Source organism: Brevundimonas phoenicis (genome assembly GCF_047237745.1).
Taxonomy (GTDB): Bacteria; Pseudomonadota; Alphaproteobacteria; order Caulobacterales; family Caulobacteraceae; genus Brevundimonas.
Genome location: NZ_JBDFLN010000001.1, coordinates 1,117,159 through 1,132,407, shown reverse-complemented (window position 1 = coordinate 1,132,407; position 15,249 = coordinate 1,117,159). Strand labels below are relative to the sequence as shown.

The window sequence follows — 15,249 nt, the reverse complement described above, 5'->3', positions numbered from 1 at the left end:
ATCTCTTCACCTGCCCCTGCGTTTCAGCCTAGCTTCGGACCAGACGACGAAAGCGGAGAGCGACAGATGCGTTGGCAGGGCGGACGGCGCGGCGGCGGGGTTGAAGACCGGCGCGGCATGGGCGGCGGCGCAGTCGCGGGCGGCGGCATTGGCGTGCTGGTGCTGGCGGCCATCGGCTATTTCGTCTTCGGCATCGACCCGAACACCACCCAGCAGCTGGCCAGCCAGTTCGGCGGCGCCGGCCAGGCCGAGCAGCAGGGCCAGATGGGCTCGCCCAAGGATCAGGACGGCCAGTTCGTCGAAGTCGTCGGCTCCAACATCAACGACGTGTGGGAGACCAAGCTGCGCGGCTACACGCCGCCGACCACTGTCCTGTATGAGCAAGGCACCCAGACCGGATGCGGCTACGGCCAGGCGGCGATGGGGCCCTTCTACTGCCCAGCCGATCAGAAGGTCTATCTGGACCTGAGCTTCTGGCGCGAGATGGAAAGCAAGCTGGGCGCGTCCGGCGCCGACTTCGCCAAGGCCTATGTCATCGCCCATGAGTTCGGCCACCACGTCCAGACCCTGACCGGCGCCAGCCAGCAGGTGCAGCGCGCCCAGCAAGCGGCGCGGTCACAGGCCGAGGGCAACCGCTATTCCGTCGCGCTGGAGCTTCAGGCCGACTGCTACGCCGGGGTCTGGGCCAGCAACGCCGCCGCCGTGTCGAACGGCCAGGTGGCGCTGGAGCCGGGCGACCTGGAGGAAGGCATGAAGACGGCCCAGGCCATCGGCGACGACGCCCTGCAACGCCGCGGCGGCGGCCGCGTCTCGCCCGAAAGCTTCACCCACGGCTCTTCGGCTCAGCGGGTCGAGTGGCTGCAGCGCGGCTATCAGACCGGCGATCCGGCCGCCTGCGACACCTTCGCCCAGCTCTAGACCTGATGGATCAGGCGGCCTTCGTGCGTTTCAGGGGCGAAGGCCGTCCATAGGCGAACCAGCGCAACGCCCATTCCAGCGGCCCCATGCTGAAGACCTGCAGCCACAGAGCGCTGAAAGCCATCTGGAACACCCAGATTCCCGCCGCCACGCCCCACAGGCCCCACCAGTCCAGCCTGCCCCACAGGTCAAGGCCATAGAACAGCAGGCCCGCGATCGCCGACTGACCCAGGTAGTTGGTCAGGGCCATGCGCCCCAGATTCCTTAGGGCGCGCCCCACGACGCCGAGCGCGTTCATCTTCCACAGCGACAGCAGCAGACCGACGTGCCCCAGGGTCATGGCGCAGCGACCCAGTTCATAGCTGGTCTGAGCCGTCCAGGATTCGGACGAGAACTGGCTGGTCCACAGCATCACGGCCTGGGCGCCGTTCACCGCCAGACCCAGGGCGTAACCGCCCCCGGCCAGCGCCAGATAGAAGCCGAGCGACCGCGCCCCGCCCAACACCCCCAGCTTGAACAGCGCCATGCCCAGCAACATGAAGGCGACCGATTCAATGACCAGGGTGATGGTGTAGCTGGAAGCCGCATAGTCCAGCCAGGTCCGCACGCTCCACTTCAGCAGACCGACGACGCCCCCCGTGCGCGTGGCGGTTTCTTCGGCGATGGTCTCAGGCGTCAGGGTCTGCGCCTCCTGCGCGCGCACATGGACCTTCATCGCCTCTGCGTCCTCGGCCGATAGGACAGCACCGGCCTCGACCTGGGTCGCCAGTTCGGCGCCGCGTCGCGCCTCCATCGCCTGATACGCCCCAACCACGGCCGATTCGACGGTCAGCAGCAGAAGCAGAGCGGCTGACAGCGCGATCAGCGTGCGCGGCCGGGCTGCCCGAAAAACGAACAACAGAAACCCTGACAGGCCGTAGACATAGAGAATGTCCCCCGGAAACAGCAGAACGGTGGCGTTGAACACGCCCAGCGCCAACAAGGCCATGCAGCGGCGGAAATAGACATCGGCCGCCTGGATCGTCCCGCGTCCGTCTTCGCCGCGCAGGGTGATCAGCAGCATCCCCGCCCCGAACAACAGGGTGAACAGACCGCGCATCGAGCCCTGCGCGAACAGGTGCTGGATGATCCACGCCGACCAGTCAGGATTGGCCAGCGTCGGCGGCAAGTCCGGATGATACTGTCCCCAAAGCCCGCCCATCATCATGATGTTGACCAGCAGGATGCCGCACAGGGCGAACCCGCGCAGGAGATCCAAGCTCTCCAGCCGCTGACTGGACGACGCCGATGTGATGCTGGGCGGCAAGGCGGTCATACGGGCCGCTTATCCTCGTTCAGGCTGCGGATAAAATGGATTCGACCATTGGGAAATCAACAAGACTAAACAATGGTCACATCCATCAACGGTGCGAGGTGCAGCCGTCCGTCGCCCAAATCCAAAATAACGTCGCGATCGGCGAAAGCCTCCATGCCCAGCAGCGCTTCAGGATAGTTCGGCAGCGCCCGGCTGGCGTAGACAGCGGTCGCCACATTGCGCCACGCCTCGCCGCCCAGCGCCACGCTTTGGGCACGGATCATCCGCGTTCTGGCCACCCCGCCCAGGACGATGCTGGACCCCGATTGCTCGGGCCGTCCGTCCAACAGACCCGATGCCTGCGCCGCCACGTCGCTAAGCGCCAGAAGCGAGGACGAACCGGTGTCCACCACCGCCTTGACCGGCGCGCCCTCGACCACGACCTCGGCGATCAGAGCCGTGCCCGAACGTCGAACGGGCAAGGACCGATAGGCGGGCGTCAGCCCCGTCTGGGCCTCGCCGAACAGCCGCAACCGCCGTCGACGCAAGTCCATCTCCAGCACCGCCTCCATCAACAGATCCTGCCCCAGGATCAGCGGCGCGCCGAGGCCCTCGTCGCCCCCCAACGGCCCCAGGTCCAGAATGCCCGCACGCAGACGCCCCACGCGCGCCGTCCCAACGGCGAGATCCAGCGTCACGCCCCGCCCCATCTGGGCGCGCCCGTCCACGCCATAGGCGATCAACGGCATGTCGAAGAGGTCGTCCAGCCCCAGCTCCGTCACCAGCCGCCGGTCGATCACCGAATACTGCGCCCCGCTGTCGATCAGGGCGGTCAGCTCCCGCCCCGCCAGCCGAACGCGCACCGTCGGCAAGAGGGTCCGTGGCGCGACGAAAGGCAGCCAGCCGCTGGTCCCATCGGCGCCGAACGTCACGCTGGGTCGCCGCCACAGCACATGGTCCTTCAGCCACAGGCCGCCGCCGACGGCGGCGGCAATCGCTCCGGCACGGATGAGAAGGGAACGGCGGTTCATCCGCCTGACATGAACCGGCCGGCGGCGCGGCGCCAGCCCCCTTTCCCATCTCCGCGCGCCGGCCGCCGCCTTGGCGCCGGTTGAGCCAGGTTGTTGCGCCGTATTGCAACAATTCCGTTCGCACGCGCAAAATATTCATGACGAAGTCGCAGATCACGGCTAGAAACAACCCGTTATGCCAGCCTCCCCTGATCGTTACCTCTCGACGCGCGGCGACGCCGCTCCGACTCGCTTCAGCGACGCCCTGCTGCGCGGCATCGCGCCGGACGGCGGCCTCTACATGCCGCAGGCCTGGCCTCCCCTGCCCGCCGACGCCACCCGTCCCGGCCGCGGCTACGCCGAGATCGCCAAGGCGGCGATGGCGCCCTTCATCGGCGACGCCCTGCCTGCGGGCGCGCTGGACCGCGCCCTGGACCGCCTGACCAAGGGCTTCGACCATCCGCTGGTGACGCCGCTGGTCGAGCTGGAGCCCGGACTGTTCGTGCTCGAACTGTTCCACGGCCCGACGGCGGCGTTCAAGGATCTGGCCATGCAACTGGTCGCCGCCCTGTCGGACGAGGCCCTGGCCGCGACGGGCGAGACCCTGACCCTGCTGACGGCCACCAGCGGCGACACCGGCGCCGCCGCCGTGCGCGCCTTTGCGGGCGCCGAGCGCATCAAACTGGTCGTCCTGCACCCTCTGGATCGCGTCTCGCCGGTGCAGCGCAAACAGATGACGACGGTTCAGGCCGACAACGTCCTGAACCTGGCCGTGCGTGGCGACTTCGACGACTGCCAGCGTCTGGTGAAGGGGCTGCTGGCCGAGGAATCCTTGCGCGAACAGGGCCGCCTGTCCTCGGTCAACTCGATCAACTGGGGCCGTCTGGCGGGCCAGATTCCCTATTACGTCTCGGCCACGGCCCAGTTGGGCCAGGCGGCGACCTTCGTGGTGCCGACCGGCAATTTCGGCGACGCCTTCGCCGGCATCGCCGCCCGCAAGATGGGCCTGCCCGCCGCCGGTTTCGTCGCCGCCGTCAACCAGAACGACGCCCTGGCCCGCGCCATCAACGACGGCGTCTACGCCCGCCGCCCGGCGGTCGAGAGCGGCAGCGTGTCGATGGACGTTCAGGCGCCGTCCAACTTCGAACGTCTGGTGTTCGAGGCCTCCGGCCGCGACGCCGAGGCCACCCGCGCAGTGTTCGAAACCTTCGCGCGCGAAGGTTCCGTGAGCCTGCCCGCCGACCTGCTGGCCGCCCTGCGCGCCGAGGTCTCCGCCGTCTCAGTCGACGAGGCGACGACCAAGGCCGAGATCGCCCACGCCCACGCCGCCTGGGGCCGCATCGTCTGCCCGCATACGGCGGTCGCCTTGGCCGCCGCGCGCCGTCTGGACCGCAACGGCGCGCCCATCGTCGCCCTGTCCACCGCCCACCCGTCCAAGTTCGGCGCCTTCGTCTCGAGCGTCATCGGCGTAGAACCGGAACCGGCCCCCGTCATCCGCGCCTTGGGCGACCGTCCCGAGCGGCTGACGGTGATCGAGAACACGCCCGAAGCGGCCCTGGCGGCGGTGAAGGGGTTTGCGGGGTAGGACCATCCCCAGAGGAGCCTGAACCGTCCTGGTTCGTTGTCATCGGCGAAGGAGACGCCGATGACCCGCAACACACGTCCTGTCGCTGTCCTCTATCGCATGGTCATGCCCGATCATGTCTGCCCCTGGGGTCTGAGAGCGCGACACCTGCTGAAATCCAAAGGTTATCAGGTTGATGACCGTTGGCTGGAGACACGCGAAGCGACCGACGCCTTCAAGGCCGAGCATGGCGTGAAAACCACGCCGCAGACCTTCATCGACGAGCGCCGCATCGGCGGCTTCGACGACCTGCGCCGCTTTTTCGGGCTTCGGGTGCGCGATCCCGAGGCGACCAGCTATACGCCCGTCCTGGTCGTCTTCGCGGTCACGGCTCTGACGGCGCTGGCCGCCAGCCATGCCGCCTATGGCGCGCCGCTGACCGGCCGGACGATTGAGTGGTTCATCTCGTTCAGCATGTGCGTCCTGGGCATGTTGAAGCTGCAGAACCTCGACGGCTTCGCCACCATGTTCCTGAACTACGACCTTCTGGCGCGACGCTGGGTTCCCTACGGCTGGGTCTATCCTTTCGCGGAGACGGGCGCGGGGGTGCTGATGACCGCCCACGCCCTCACCTGGCTATCCGCGCCCGTCGCCCTCTTCATCGGCGGCATCGGCGCCGCCTCGGTGTTCAAGGCCGTCTATATCGACAGGCGCGAGTTGAAGTGCGCCTGCGTCGGCGGGGACAGCAAGGTTCCGCTCGGCTTCCTGTCGCTGACCGAGAACCTGATGATGATCGCCATGGCCGTATGGATGCTGGCGCGTATGTGAGACCTAAGCCGGCTCCGCCGCCTTCCAGTAGTCCAGCCGCCGGAAGAAGGGCGTCGGATCCTTGGGCGTGACCAGGTTGGCAGGGTCGTGGAACAGCCGGTCGTGCAGGCGCGTCAGGGTAAAGCGCACCGCCGCCGCCGCGCCCAGCTCGGGGAGGGCCTGACGCTCGGCGTCCGACAGGGGCCGCACCGACTCATAGCCCTTCTGGAAGGCGCGCAGAGCCGACGGCATGGGCCGCCCCTCGGCGTCGAACCCCCAGGCGCTGAGCGCGATGGCCAGATCATAGGCCAGCACGTCAACGCAGGCGAAGTAGAAGTCGATCACCCCGCCCACATCCGTCGCCCCATGCTCGTTCGTCGCGAACAGGACGTTGTCGGGGAAGTAGTCGGCGTGGATCGGCCCACGCGGCAGCGAAGGGTCGCTCCACGGCCGGGCCAGATCCGGCAGCAGGCGCTGCATCTGCTCCAGCATCCGGCGATCCTCGCCCGCAGCGACCGTATCGCAGCGCGCGGCCAGGTCCGCCCAGGCGCGCGGCCCGACCGGGTTCTCGCGCACGCCGTCATAGTCGGCCGCGTCCAGATGCAGCAGGGCCAGCACCTGACCGGCGCGATACTGATCCTTGTCCGTCGGCTGACGTTTCCAGGCGCCCGGCGTCCATTCGACGATGGCGGCGGCGCGGTCGTTCAGGCGGCCGATCACCTGGCCGTGCAGGTCCGCCACCGGCGCGGGCGTCGGAAAGCCCTGCGCCGCCAGCCGCCCCGTCAGGCCGAGACAGAACGGCAGGGCCGAGGCCTCGGTCCGCCCCTCGAACAGGGTCAGGACATAGGCGCCCTGCTCCGTGACCAGGCGATAGTTGGTGTTCTCGACCCCCTCGGCGATCGGGGTCAGTTCGACCAACCCGCCGAGAGGGTAGCGCATGAGATAGTCGTCGGCCTGTTGCGGCGTGACGGGCGTGAAGACGGCCATGACTAGACAAGCTCCGCAGCGGCGCGGCGGGCGCGCATGACGTCGGCGACATCGGCCAGCACGCTCTCGGTCGTGGCCCAGCGCCCGGCGCCGCGCCCCTTGCACGTCCACACCCGGCCGTCCTGACCATAGACCTTCAAGGCGTTGCGCTCTCCGTTCAGCGACAGGAAGAGCGCGTCCTCCAGCGCGCCGTCAAGACGGACATAGGCGTCCAGGGCGCCCTCGCGCTCGAAACAGGCTCCGATCTGGCGCACCGGCGCCTCGCCCAGCGGCGTCTCGGCGGCCAGGACATCGCGCGGCAGGTCGTCGGGCGAGCGGCCGAACGCCTCAAACGACAGCAGCTTGACCTTGGCCGCGGCGTCGAAGCCTTCCAGATCGGACGAGGGGTCTTCCTCAGCGAAGCCGGCGGCGCGGGCGTCGGCCAGGGCGTCGGAGAAGGTCGCCCCCTCGCCCAGACGCTGCAGCATGAAGTTGACCGTGCCGTTCAGCACCGCCTCGAAACCGGCCACCGGACCGCCGGCGCGGGCGGCGCGCAACGTCTCGATCATCGGCGAGCCGCCGCCGACCGAGGCCGACCAGGCGACGCGACAGCCGTTGGCGTCGGCCAGGGCCTGAAGCCCCTTGGGATCGCGGGCCACGGCCTGTTTGTTGGCGCTGACCACGTCGCAGCCCGCCTCCAGCGCGCGGCGGATCAGGGCATGCCCCGCCTCGCCCTCGGACAGGGCCTCCAGCACCAGGTCCGGCTTCTTCGACAGCAGGGCCTCGACGTCATTGGTGAACAGTTCGGCAGGCGCCGAGACGTCGCGCTTTTTCAAGGGGTTGCGCACCAGGACGCCGACCACTTCAAAGCGGTCATCCGGCAGCAGGCGGCTGAGCAGACCGCCGCCGACGACGCCGCAGCCGGCCACGGCGACCTTCAGCGGTTCAGCCGCCTGCACCGGGCCGGGAGGAGCCCCGCGTTCGCCGACGATCGTGCCCTCGGCGCGGCCCAGAGCAGCGACTTCAATGTCCACGCCGCGCGCCTGGGCCAGGTCGATCGCATCGTGCTGGACCAGGGCGCCGCCGACCTGGCGCGCCGTGTCCCAGCTGGCGCGGCGATAGCGCAGCGGCGTGCCCGTTTCACAGGCCGGATCGCGGTCGTAGAGGCCGTCGACGTCCTTCACCAGACGCACCCGCTTCAGGCCCAGTTCAGCGGCCAGAACCACCGCCGTCAGGTCCGATCCGCCGCGCCCCAGCAGGGCCACCCGGCCGTTCGGACGCACGGCGCCGAAGCCCGGCACCACGACGACCTCATGTTCGGCCAGCGCCTGATGCAGGCGCTCGCTCTTCACGCCGACCGGGCGAGCGTGCTGGGCCGGGCCTTCCGCCACAATGCCCAGTTCGCGCACCGACAGACCCACTGCGTCCAGTCCCACCCGATCGCAGGCGACAGCGACCAGGGCAGCGGCCTTTTCCTCGCCCAGCACGACATAGGCGGGCAGCAGCTCGTTCTCGTGATCCAGGCCCAGGCTGCGGGCGTCGGCCAGCAGCTGATCCGTCTGCCCGGCCAGGGCCGAGACCACCGCCACCACCTTCCGGCCGGCGCGAACGTGGCCGTAGATTTCGCTGGCGACGGCGGGGGCCTGGGACGCATCGCGCAGGACCGACGAACCGAACTTCAGCACCACCACATCGGCGGCGGGGGCGAGGGCTGCGACCGGTTTCGACTGATCGGCGACGAGGGCGAGAGAGGCGGACATGGGCGTTTCCTGAAGGCTGGATCTGGGGGGATTTCGGGAGAGGTCGGAGGTGGGTTCGGGCCAATAAAAAACCCGCCCGGGGGTCCGGGCGGGTGATCGGTTTTCTGCGTTTTCTCGCCTAGACGGCGCGCATCATCCGGTCCCCGCCCGCAAGGGCATGGTGGTGGTACCGGTGGTCGTAATCATGGACGCAAAGAGGCCCGTCGCCGAGGCGGCGATCGCGGTCGTCTTCATGCTGGCGAGGCGGTAAGGCACAGGCGGCGTCCGGTTGAAAATCGTGCCTTAGGGTGAGCCAGGGTGCCGCGCCGCGTCAACCCCGTCTCGAAAGAATTTTTCGCAACATCGTCTCAGGACGCCATTTTCGCCACCCACATGAGCCACATGCGCAGAAATGGGGTGAAATTTTTCGCTTGACCGGCGCTCTTCGCAACCGCACCGTAAGCTCACTCATCAAGACCGGCTGAGGGATTAGGCCCTTTGACGCCGGGGCAACCATCGGGTTCCGCCCGAAACGGTGCCAACTCCTGCGGGGTTCTTCGGGCTTGCCTGAAAGGACCGCGAGAGATGGGTGGAGCGTCGATAAGGCGGCGCGCCACAGATCTGTCACGCATGGGTTTCGCCGGTGAGCCGAACCTTTGAGTGATGCAATGACCCTGGCCCTGATTTCCACCGAAACCACCGAAGAGCCTTCCTGTAAGGTCTCCGCCGCTGCGCCTGCGCCCAAGGGCGGCACCCAGATCGGCGCCCGGGCCGCGCGCCGTCCGTCGGAACTGCTTCAGCGCGACGGCGCCCATGACGTCGCGGTTGCGATCCCCGACGGCTTCGAACTGGATTTCGGCGGAACCCTGACCCAAAAGCGGATCATCGGACGCCTGCACGGCAAGGCCAACGCCCCGCTGATCGTGGTCGCAGGCGGCATTTCCGCCGACCGCTACGTCCACCGCACCGAGACGAAGGGGCTGGGCTGGTGGTCCGGCGCCGTCGGCGTGCGCGCCCCGATCGACCTGACCCGCTTCCGCGTCCTGGCCTTTGATTTCGCGCCTGAATTCGGCGAAGGCGTCAAGGACGCCAAGACCCCGCTGACCATCACGACCCAGGATCAGGCGCGGCTTCTGGCCCTGCTGCTGGACCATCTTGGGGTGGAGAAGGTCGCCGCCTTCATCGGCTGTTCCTACGGCGGCATGATCGCCCTGGCTTTTGGCGAGCTATTCCCTGACTGGGCCGAGCAACTGGTGGTGGTGTCGGCCGCCCACCGCCCGCACCCGCTGGCCACCGCCTGGCGCGGTATTCAGCGCCGCATCCTGCAACTGGGCCTTGAGACTGGCCGCATCGATCAGGCCGTCGGCCTGGCGCGCGAACTGGCCATGACCACCTATCGCACCCAGGAAGAGTTCGGCGACCGCTTCGATTCCGAGGCTCCCAGCCACGCGGGCCAGGCCTATCCGGTGTGCGACTATCTGCAGGCGCGCGGCCGGGCCTATCGCGACCGCACCACGCCTTCGCGCTGGCTGACCCTGTCGGACTCCATCGACCGCCATCGCGTCGAGCCCGAGGCGATCAGCGCCCCCGTCACCCTGGTCGGCTTCACCACCGACCGCCTCTGCCCCATCGACGACATGAGAGAGCTGGCCGATCGCCTGCCCAACCTCTGGCGCTTTGAACAACACCCCTCCGTCTACGGCCACGACGCCTTCCTGAAGGAAGACAGGCTGGTCGCCGACATCCTGACCTCCGTATTGAAGGACATCGACCAATGAGCCGCGCCCGTCCCGCCGATCCCCGCACCATCGCCGCCCGCTCGGGCGTCGATACGGACACGGCCCACGGCGCGGTCATGCCGGCGCTGTATCTGTCGTCCAACTATTCCTTCGCCGCCTTCGGCCAGCCGCGCAGATACGACTATTCGCGCTCGGGCAATCCGACCCGCGACGTCCTGGCCGAGACCCTGGCCGAACTGGAAGGCGGCGCTGGCGCCGTCATCACCGCCACCGGCATGGCCGCGGTCGACCTGCCGCTCAGCCTGCTGGAGCCGGACGACCTGCTGATCGCGCCGCATGACTGTTACGGCGGTACGCACCGTCTGCTGTGCGCCCGCGCCAAGAAGGGTCACTTCCGCGTCGCCTTCGTCGATCAGAACGACGGCCCCGCCCTGGACGCCGCCCTGGCCGACGGGTGCAAGCTGGTGCTGGTCGAGACCCCGTCCAACCCCCTGCTGCGCGTCACCGACATCGCTGACGTCTGTCGCCGCGCCCATGCCGTGGGGGCCAAGGTGGTGTGCGACAACACCTTCCTGTCGCCGGCCCTACAACGGCCGTTGGAGCTGGGCGCCGACATCGTGGTCCACTCGACCACCAAATACATCAACGGCCATTCCGACGTGGTCGGCGGCGCCGTGGTCGCGGCCGATCCGGCCGATCATGAAAAGCTGGCCTGGTGGGCCAACTGCCTGGGCGTCACCGGCTCGCCGTTCGACGCCTATCAGACCCTGCGCGGTCTGCGGACTCTGTTCACTCGCATCGAGCGCCAGCAGGCGACGGCCAGCCTGGTTGCGGCGGTGCTGGAGTTGCACCCGGCGGTCAAGGCTGTCCACTATCCGGGCCTGACCAGCCATCCCGGTCACGACCTGGCGGCGCGGCAACAGTCGGGCCCCGGCGCCATGCTCAGCTTCGAACTGAACGGCGGGACCGAGGCGGTGCGTCAGGTGATCGAGCGGCTGGACGTCTTCACCCTGGCGGAATCCCTGGGCGGGGTCGAAAGCCTGATCGCCCACCCAGCCACCATGACCCACGCCGCCATGACGCCCGAGGCCCGCGTGACGGCCGGCATCACCGACGGCCTGCTACGCCTGTCGGTCGGGCTGGAGCATCAGGACGACATCCTGGCCGACCTGACCCAGGCCCTGAACGCGGTGACGCTGAAGGCGGCGGCGTAGGCGCGGAAAGCGCGCGCCTCTCCCTCCCCTTCATGGGGAGGGAGAGTTTGACGCTTAAGCCACGGCCCGCGCCAGGGCGTCCATGCGTCCGCGCGCGTCCAGGTCGCGCACATCGTCCAGGGCGAACTGCCCCATCATGCGATCCAGCTCGATCGCGTCGGAGGCCAGGGCATGGCTGGCGGCGGTCGATTCCTCGACCATGGCCGCATTCTGCTGCGTCACCTGATCCATCTGGTTCACGGCGATGTTGACCTGCTGCAGGCCGCTGGACTGTTCGTGCGAAGAGGCGGCGATCTCTTCGGCGATGACGGTCAGGCGCTGGATCTGACCGGCGATGCGCTCCAGCGCATGGCCGGTGTCGCCGACCAGGGCCACGCCCGCGCCGACCTGACGGCCCGACTCGGTGATCAGGGTCTTGATCTCCTTGGCCGCCGAGGCCGAACGCTGCGCCAGGGCGCGCACTTCAGAGGCCACCACGGCGAAGCCGCGACCGGCGTCGCCGGCGCGCGCCGCCTCGACGCCCGCGTTCAGCGCCAGCAGGTTGGTCTGGAAGGCGATCTCGTCGATCACGCCGATGATGGCGCCGATCTCGGACGAAGAGCGTTCGATCTCGCCCATGGCGGCGATGGCGCGTCCGACCACGGCCTGACCGTCCACCGCCTCGGACTGGGCGCCGCGCACCACGCCGCCCGCCTCCGTCGCGCCCTCCGCCGAACGGGCCACGGTGGCCGTGATCTGTTCCAGGGCGGCGGCGGTTTCCTCCAGACTGGCGGCCTGCTGTTCGGTGCGGCGCGACAGGTCGTCGGACGCCTGTGAAATCTCGCGGGCGCTGGCGCCGATGGCGGCGGCGCGCTCGACGATCACCCGCATCACGCCCTGCAGCTTGTCCATCGCCGCATTGAAGTCGGCGCGCAGCCCCTCATACTCCGGCGCGAACGGATCGTTGAGGCGGAAGGCCAGTTGGCCGTGCGACAGCCGGTCCAGACCCTTGGCCACGCCCTCGACCACGCGGGCCTGCTGGCGAGCGGCCTCGGCGTCGCGCGCGCCCTGCGCCTGGCGTTCGATTTCGGCGGCGGCGCGCGCGGCCTCGGCCTCCGCTTCCAGGCGCACCTTTTCCTCGGCGTTCTGCTTGAAGGTCAGGACAGCGTCGGCCATGCGGCCGATCTCGTCGCGGCGGCCGATCGCGGGGATGGCCACATTCAGATCGCCGCCCGCCAGGCGCCCCATGGCGCGGGTCATGGCCTCGACCGGACGGCTCAACGCCCCGATCAGCCACAGGGCCGCGCCCACGGCGATGCCCAGCGCCAGCACCCCGCCCACAGCGAAGGCGACATAGGCCTCGGTGAAGGCGAAGGCCTTGGCCTTGGCCCGCTCCTCGGCCAGCACGACTTCCTGCTTCTGGATCGAACCGACCGCCTGTCGAATGTCCGACAGGCGCGCGGCCGAGGCCAGTTGAGCCAGGGCGGCTTCATGCGTCGCAGGCTCGCGCGCAAGGGCCATGACCCCCTGGGCGCTCTTCTCGAATTCAGCGGTGGCGGCGATCAGCGCCGTCTGCTCGGCGGCGTAGGCCCCGTCGACGTCCGACGCGGCCAGGTCCGCCATCCGCGACTTCACGTCCGCGCCGCCCTGATTGAAGGCTTCGATGAAACCGGGGTCGCGGCTGGCGACATAGCCGCGCATGGCGTTCTGCTGCTCGACGGCGGCGGCCATCAGGCGGTCCGACGCCTTCATCACCTCGCGTGAGGCCGTGTCCGCCGCATCGGCGCGCTGCAAGGACGCCACGCACCACAGGACGATCAGGGTCGCCGCCCCGCACGCCGCGATCACCGCCATGAAAGACAGGATCAGCTTCTTGGGGACCGACAGGTTCTGCAACATGACTTCAAGGCTCGGGGAGGGAGGTTCAGCCTCGCTCCTAGCCCGCGGTTGTTCGACAAAGTGTTAGCGCCCGCCTGCGGGCATCTACTTAATCGCGGTCACAGCGCCTTCAGCACCACCGACAGGGCCGTCAGCAACAGATAGACCGCAAAGGCCCGGCGCAGCATCTTTCGATCCAGCCGATGCGCCAGCCGCGCGCCATAGGGCGCCGTCAGCGCCGTCAGCAGCCCCATGATCACCGCCGCCGGCACATTGACGTAGCCCAGCGACAGCGGCGGCCGCCCCGGCGCGTCCCAGCCGAACACCGCGAATCCCAGGGCCGCCGCAGACCCGATGGCCAGGCCGAAGCCCGAGGCCGTCGCCACCGCCTGATGGATCGGCCGCCCGCACAGGGTCATGGTCATGCCGCCGAAACTGCCGCCGCCGACGCCCATCATGGCCGACAGCAGGCCGATGCCCGTGCCCACGCCGCGCCGCCCCCAGCCCGTCGGCAGATCCTTTCGCAGGGTGAATCGCTCGGGCAGCAGCCCCATCTGCGCCGCGATCAGCAGCAGACAGACGCCATAGACGATCGCCAGCCCCTCCATGGAGGTGAAACCCGCGACCGCCGCCCCGACCAGCCCCCCGAACGCCACCCAGGGCGTCCAGGTCTTCAGCACCTGTTCGTCCACCGCCCCGTGCGCCCGATGCGTCGCCAGCGATCGCAGCGAGGTGGCGACGATGGTCAGCAGCGAGGTGCCGATGGCGACGTGCAGATTGCCCTCCCCGCCCACGCCCAGCACCGAGAAGGCGTAGAACAGCGCCGGCACCAGCACCGTCCCGCCGCCGACACCGAACAGGCCGCCGATCACGCCCGCGACCGCCCCCGCCCCGACCAGGGCGGCGACCATCAGGACAAGTTCGGACAAGGGCAGAGTCATGGCCAATGGCTTAGCCGTCCGCCGTCACGCCGTCAGCCTTTTCCTCCCCATGCAATGGGGAGGGGGACCACGAAGTGGTGGAGGGGCCTACGGCGGAAACGAGCAGCCCCTCCGTCACGTCGCCTTCGGCGGCGCGCCGCCTCCCCACCAGGTGGAGAGGAGAACGCATATCAAGCCGCCTTGCGCGCCTCGGCCTCGCGCACGGCTTCGACCGCGCGATCGACGACCTCCAGCCCCGCGCCGGACTTGACGCCCTCGATGGTCAGGATGCGGCGGAAGGCGCGCGCCCCCGCCCGGCCATGCATCAAGCCCAGCATGTGCCGGGTCATACTCGCCAGATTGGCGCCCTCGTCCAGCCGCGCGGCCATATAGGGTCGGTAACGCTCCAGCGCCTCGAACACGTCGACGTCCGGCGTGGTCTCGCCGAAGAGGCGGCGGTCCACCTGCCCCATCAGCGCAGGCTCATGATAGGCCGCGCGGCCCAGCATGACGCCGTCCAGCTGCACGCCGTCGTCGGCCCTCAGATGCGCCTCGGCCTGATCCAGATCGCCGATGCCGCCGTTGATGCAGATGGTCAGATGCGGCCGCTCGCGCTTCAGCCGGCGCACCAGCGCATAGTCCAGCGGCGGCACGTCGCGGTTCTCCTTGGGCGACAGGCCCTTCAGCCACGCCTTGCGCGCATGGACGACGAAGCTGTCGATCCCCACCGCCGCCGAGGCGTCGACCGTGGCGAACAGGCTGATCTCAGGGTCTTGATCGTCCACGCCGATGCGGCATTTGACGGTGGCGGGGACGCGGACCGCCTCCTTGATCGCCGCCATACAGTCGGCCACCAGCTCCGGCTCGCGCATCAGGCAGGCGCCGAACCGGCCCGACTGCACCCGATCCGAGGGGCAGCCGACATTCAGATTGATCTCGTCATAGCCATAGGCCTCGCCGATCTTCGCCGCCTCGGCCAACTGCGCCGGATCCGACCCGCCCAGTTGCAACGCCACCGGGTGCTCGACCGCGTCAAAGCCCAGCAGGCGGTCGCGATCGCCGTGGATCACCGCCGGGGCCGTCACCATTTCCGTATAGAGCAGGGCGCGCGTGCTCAGGGCCCGATGGAACGCCCGACAATTGCGGTCAGTCCAGTCCATCATGGGGGCGACGGAAAACCGGTGCGGCGGATGCTGGCTCATGGCCCGCCCCTATAGAGAA

12 protein-coding genes and 1 riboswitch are annotated in these 15,249 nt (G+C 68.9%); of the genes, 5 read left to right on the top strand and 7 right to left on the bottom strand.

Annotated features, from left to right (window positions below; all coding sequences use genetic code 11):
• Positions 1-66: 66 nt before the first annotated feature.
• Complete coding sequence (gene ypfJ, locus ABC419_RS05570; protein ID WP_412876077.1) at positions 67-918, top strand: KPN_02809 family neutral zinc metallopeptidase; 852 nt, start codon at positions 67-69, stop codon at positions 916-918.
• A gap of 10 nt (positions 919-928) precedes the next feature.
• Here the strand turns inward: ypfJ and ABC419_RS05565 are convergent, their stop codons facing one another.
• Positions 929-2,233, bottom strand: a complete 1,305-nt coding sequence (locus ABC419_RS05565; protein WP_412876078.1) for a DUF418 domain-containing protein — start codon at positions 2,231-2,233, stop codon at positions 929-931.
• A gap of 65 nt (positions 2,234-2,298) precedes the next feature.
• Entirely contained in the window at positions 2,299-3,243 is a 945-nt protein-coding gene (locus ABC419_RS05560) for an aspartyl protease family protein (protein ID WP_412876079.1), read from the bottom strand.
• A 175-nt stretch (positions 3,244-3,418) separates the two neighbouring features.
• Between ABC419_RS05560 and thrC the strand changes: the two genes are divergently transcribed.
• Positions 3,419-4,807, top strand: a complete 1,389-nt coding sequence (gene thrC, locus ABC419_RS05555) for a threonine synthase (RefSeq protein WP_412876080.1) — start codon at positions 3,419-3,421, stop codon at positions 4,805-4,807.
• Positions 4,808-4,867: 60 nt separating this feature from the next.
• A complete protein-coding gene (locus ABC419_RS05550; protein ID WP_200215840.1) occupies positions 4,868-5,614 on the top strand; it encodes a glutaredoxin family protein in 747 nt (248 codons plus the stop codon).
• A 3-nt stretch (positions 5,615-5,617) separates the two neighbouring features.
• Here ABC419_RS05550 and ABC419_RS05545 read toward each other — a convergent pair whose 3' ends face one another.
• Both ABC419_RS05545 and ABC419_RS05540 read right to left on the bottom strand, forming a co-directional pair.
• Entirely contained in the window at positions 5,618-6,580 is a 963-nt protein-coding gene (locus ABC419_RS05545) for a homoserine kinase (RefSeq protein WP_412876081.1), read from the bottom strand.
• Positions 6,581-6,582: 2 nt separating this feature from the next.
• Positions 6,583-8,319 (bottom strand): amino acid kinase family protein, encoded by a 1,737-nt coding sequence (locus ABC419_RS05540; RefSeq protein WP_412876082.1) that lies wholly within the window; start codon positions 8,317-8,319, stop codon positions 6,583-6,585.
• Positions 8,320-8,763: 444 nt separating this feature from the next.
• A riboswitch (SAM riboswitch) is annotated at positions 8,764-8,890 on the top strand.
• 76 nt (positions 8,891-8,966) lie between these two features.
• Here ABC419_RS05540 and metX point away from each other — a divergent pair.
• Together metX and metB are read left to right on the top strand one after the other, a co-directional pair.
• Positions 8,967-10,076: a homoserine O-succinyltransferase MetX gene (gene metX / locus ABC419_RS05535; RefSeq protein ID WP_412876083.1), complete on the top strand. Its 1,110-nt coding sequence runs from the start codon at positions 8,967-8,969 to the stop codon at positions 10,074-10,076.
• Positions 10,073-11,251 carry a cystathionine gamma-synthase gene (metB, locus tag ABC419_RS05530; protein WP_412876084.1) on the top strand — a complete coding sequence of 393 codons (1,179 nt, stop codon included), beginning with the start codon at positions 10,073-10,075 and terminating at the stop codon, positions 11,249-11,251. Before metX ends, metB begins: the two co-directional genes overlap by 4 nt.
• A gap of 54 nt (positions 11,252-11,305) precedes the next feature.
• Here the strand turns inward: metB and ABC419_RS05525 are convergent, their stop codons facing one another.
• The 3 genes from ABC419_RS05525 to dusA form a co-directional block, all read right to left on the bottom strand.
• Positions 11,306-13,129: a methyl-accepting chemotaxis protein gene (locus tag ABC419_RS05525; protein ID WP_412876085.1), complete on the bottom strand. Its 1,824-nt coding sequence runs from the start codon at positions 13,127-13,129 to the stop codon at positions 11,306-11,308.
• A 98-nt stretch (positions 13,130-13,227) separates the two neighbouring features.
• Entirely contained in the window at positions 13,228-14,037 is an 810-nt protein-coding gene (locus ABC419_RS05520; RefSeq protein WP_412876086.1) for a sulfite exporter TauE/SafE family protein, read from the bottom strand.
• 182 nt (positions 14,038-14,219) lie between these two features.
• Positions 14,220-15,230, bottom strand: a complete 1,011-nt coding sequence (dusA, locus tag ABC419_RS05515) for a tRNA dihydrouridine(20/20a) synthase DusA (protein ID WP_412876087.1) — start codon at positions 15,228-15,230, stop codon at positions 14,220-14,222.
• Positions 15,231-15,249 lie beyond the last annotated feature (19 nt).

Excerpts from the sequence above, each read along its gene's own strand:
- dusA (WP_412876087.1), bottom strand. The coding sequence starts at position 15,230 with ATGAGCCAGCATCCGCCGCACCGGTTTTCCGTCGCCCCCATGATGGAC.
- ABC419_RS05545 (WP_412876081.1), bottom strand. The coding sequence starts at position 6,580 with ATGGCCGTCTTCACGCCCGTCACGCCGCAACAGGCCGACGACTATCTC.
- ypfJ (WP_412876077.1), top strand. The coding sequence starts at position 67 with ATGCGTTGGCAGGGCGGACGGCGCGGCGGCGGGGTTGAAGACCGGCGC.
- ABC419_RS05565 (WP_412876078.1), bottom strand. The coding sequence starts at position 2,233 with ATGACCGCCTTGCCGCCCAGCATCACATCGGCGTCGTCCAGTCAGCGG.
- metB (WP_412876084.1), top strand. The coding sequence starts at position 10,073 with ATGAGCCGCGCCCGTCCCGCCGATCCCCGCACCATCGCCGCCCGCTCG.
- ABC419_RS05560 (WP_412876079.1), bottom strand. The coding sequence starts at position 3,243 with ATGAACCGCCGTTCCCTTCTCATCCGTGCCGGAGCGATTGCCGCCGCC.
- ABC419_RS05550 (WP_200215840.1), top strand. The coding sequence starts at position 4,868 with ATGACCCGCAACACACGTCCTGTCGCTGTCCTCTATCGCATGGTCATG.
- ABC419_RS05525 (WP_412876085.1), bottom strand. The coding sequence starts at position 13,129 with ATGTTGCAGAACCTGTCGGTCCCCAAGAAGCTGATCCTGTCTTTCATG.
- thrC (WP_412876080.1), top strand. The coding sequence starts at position 3,419 with ATGCCAGCCTCCCCTGATCGTTACCTCTCGACGCGCGGCGACGCCGCT.
- ABC419_RS05540 (WP_412876082.1), bottom strand. The coding sequence starts at position 8,319 with ATGTCCGCCTCTCTCGCCCTCGTCGCCGATCAGTCGAAACCGGTCGCA.
- metX (WP_412876083.1), top strand. The coding sequence starts at position 8,967 with ATGACCCTGGCCCTGATTTCCACCGAAACCACCGAAGAGCCTTCCTGT.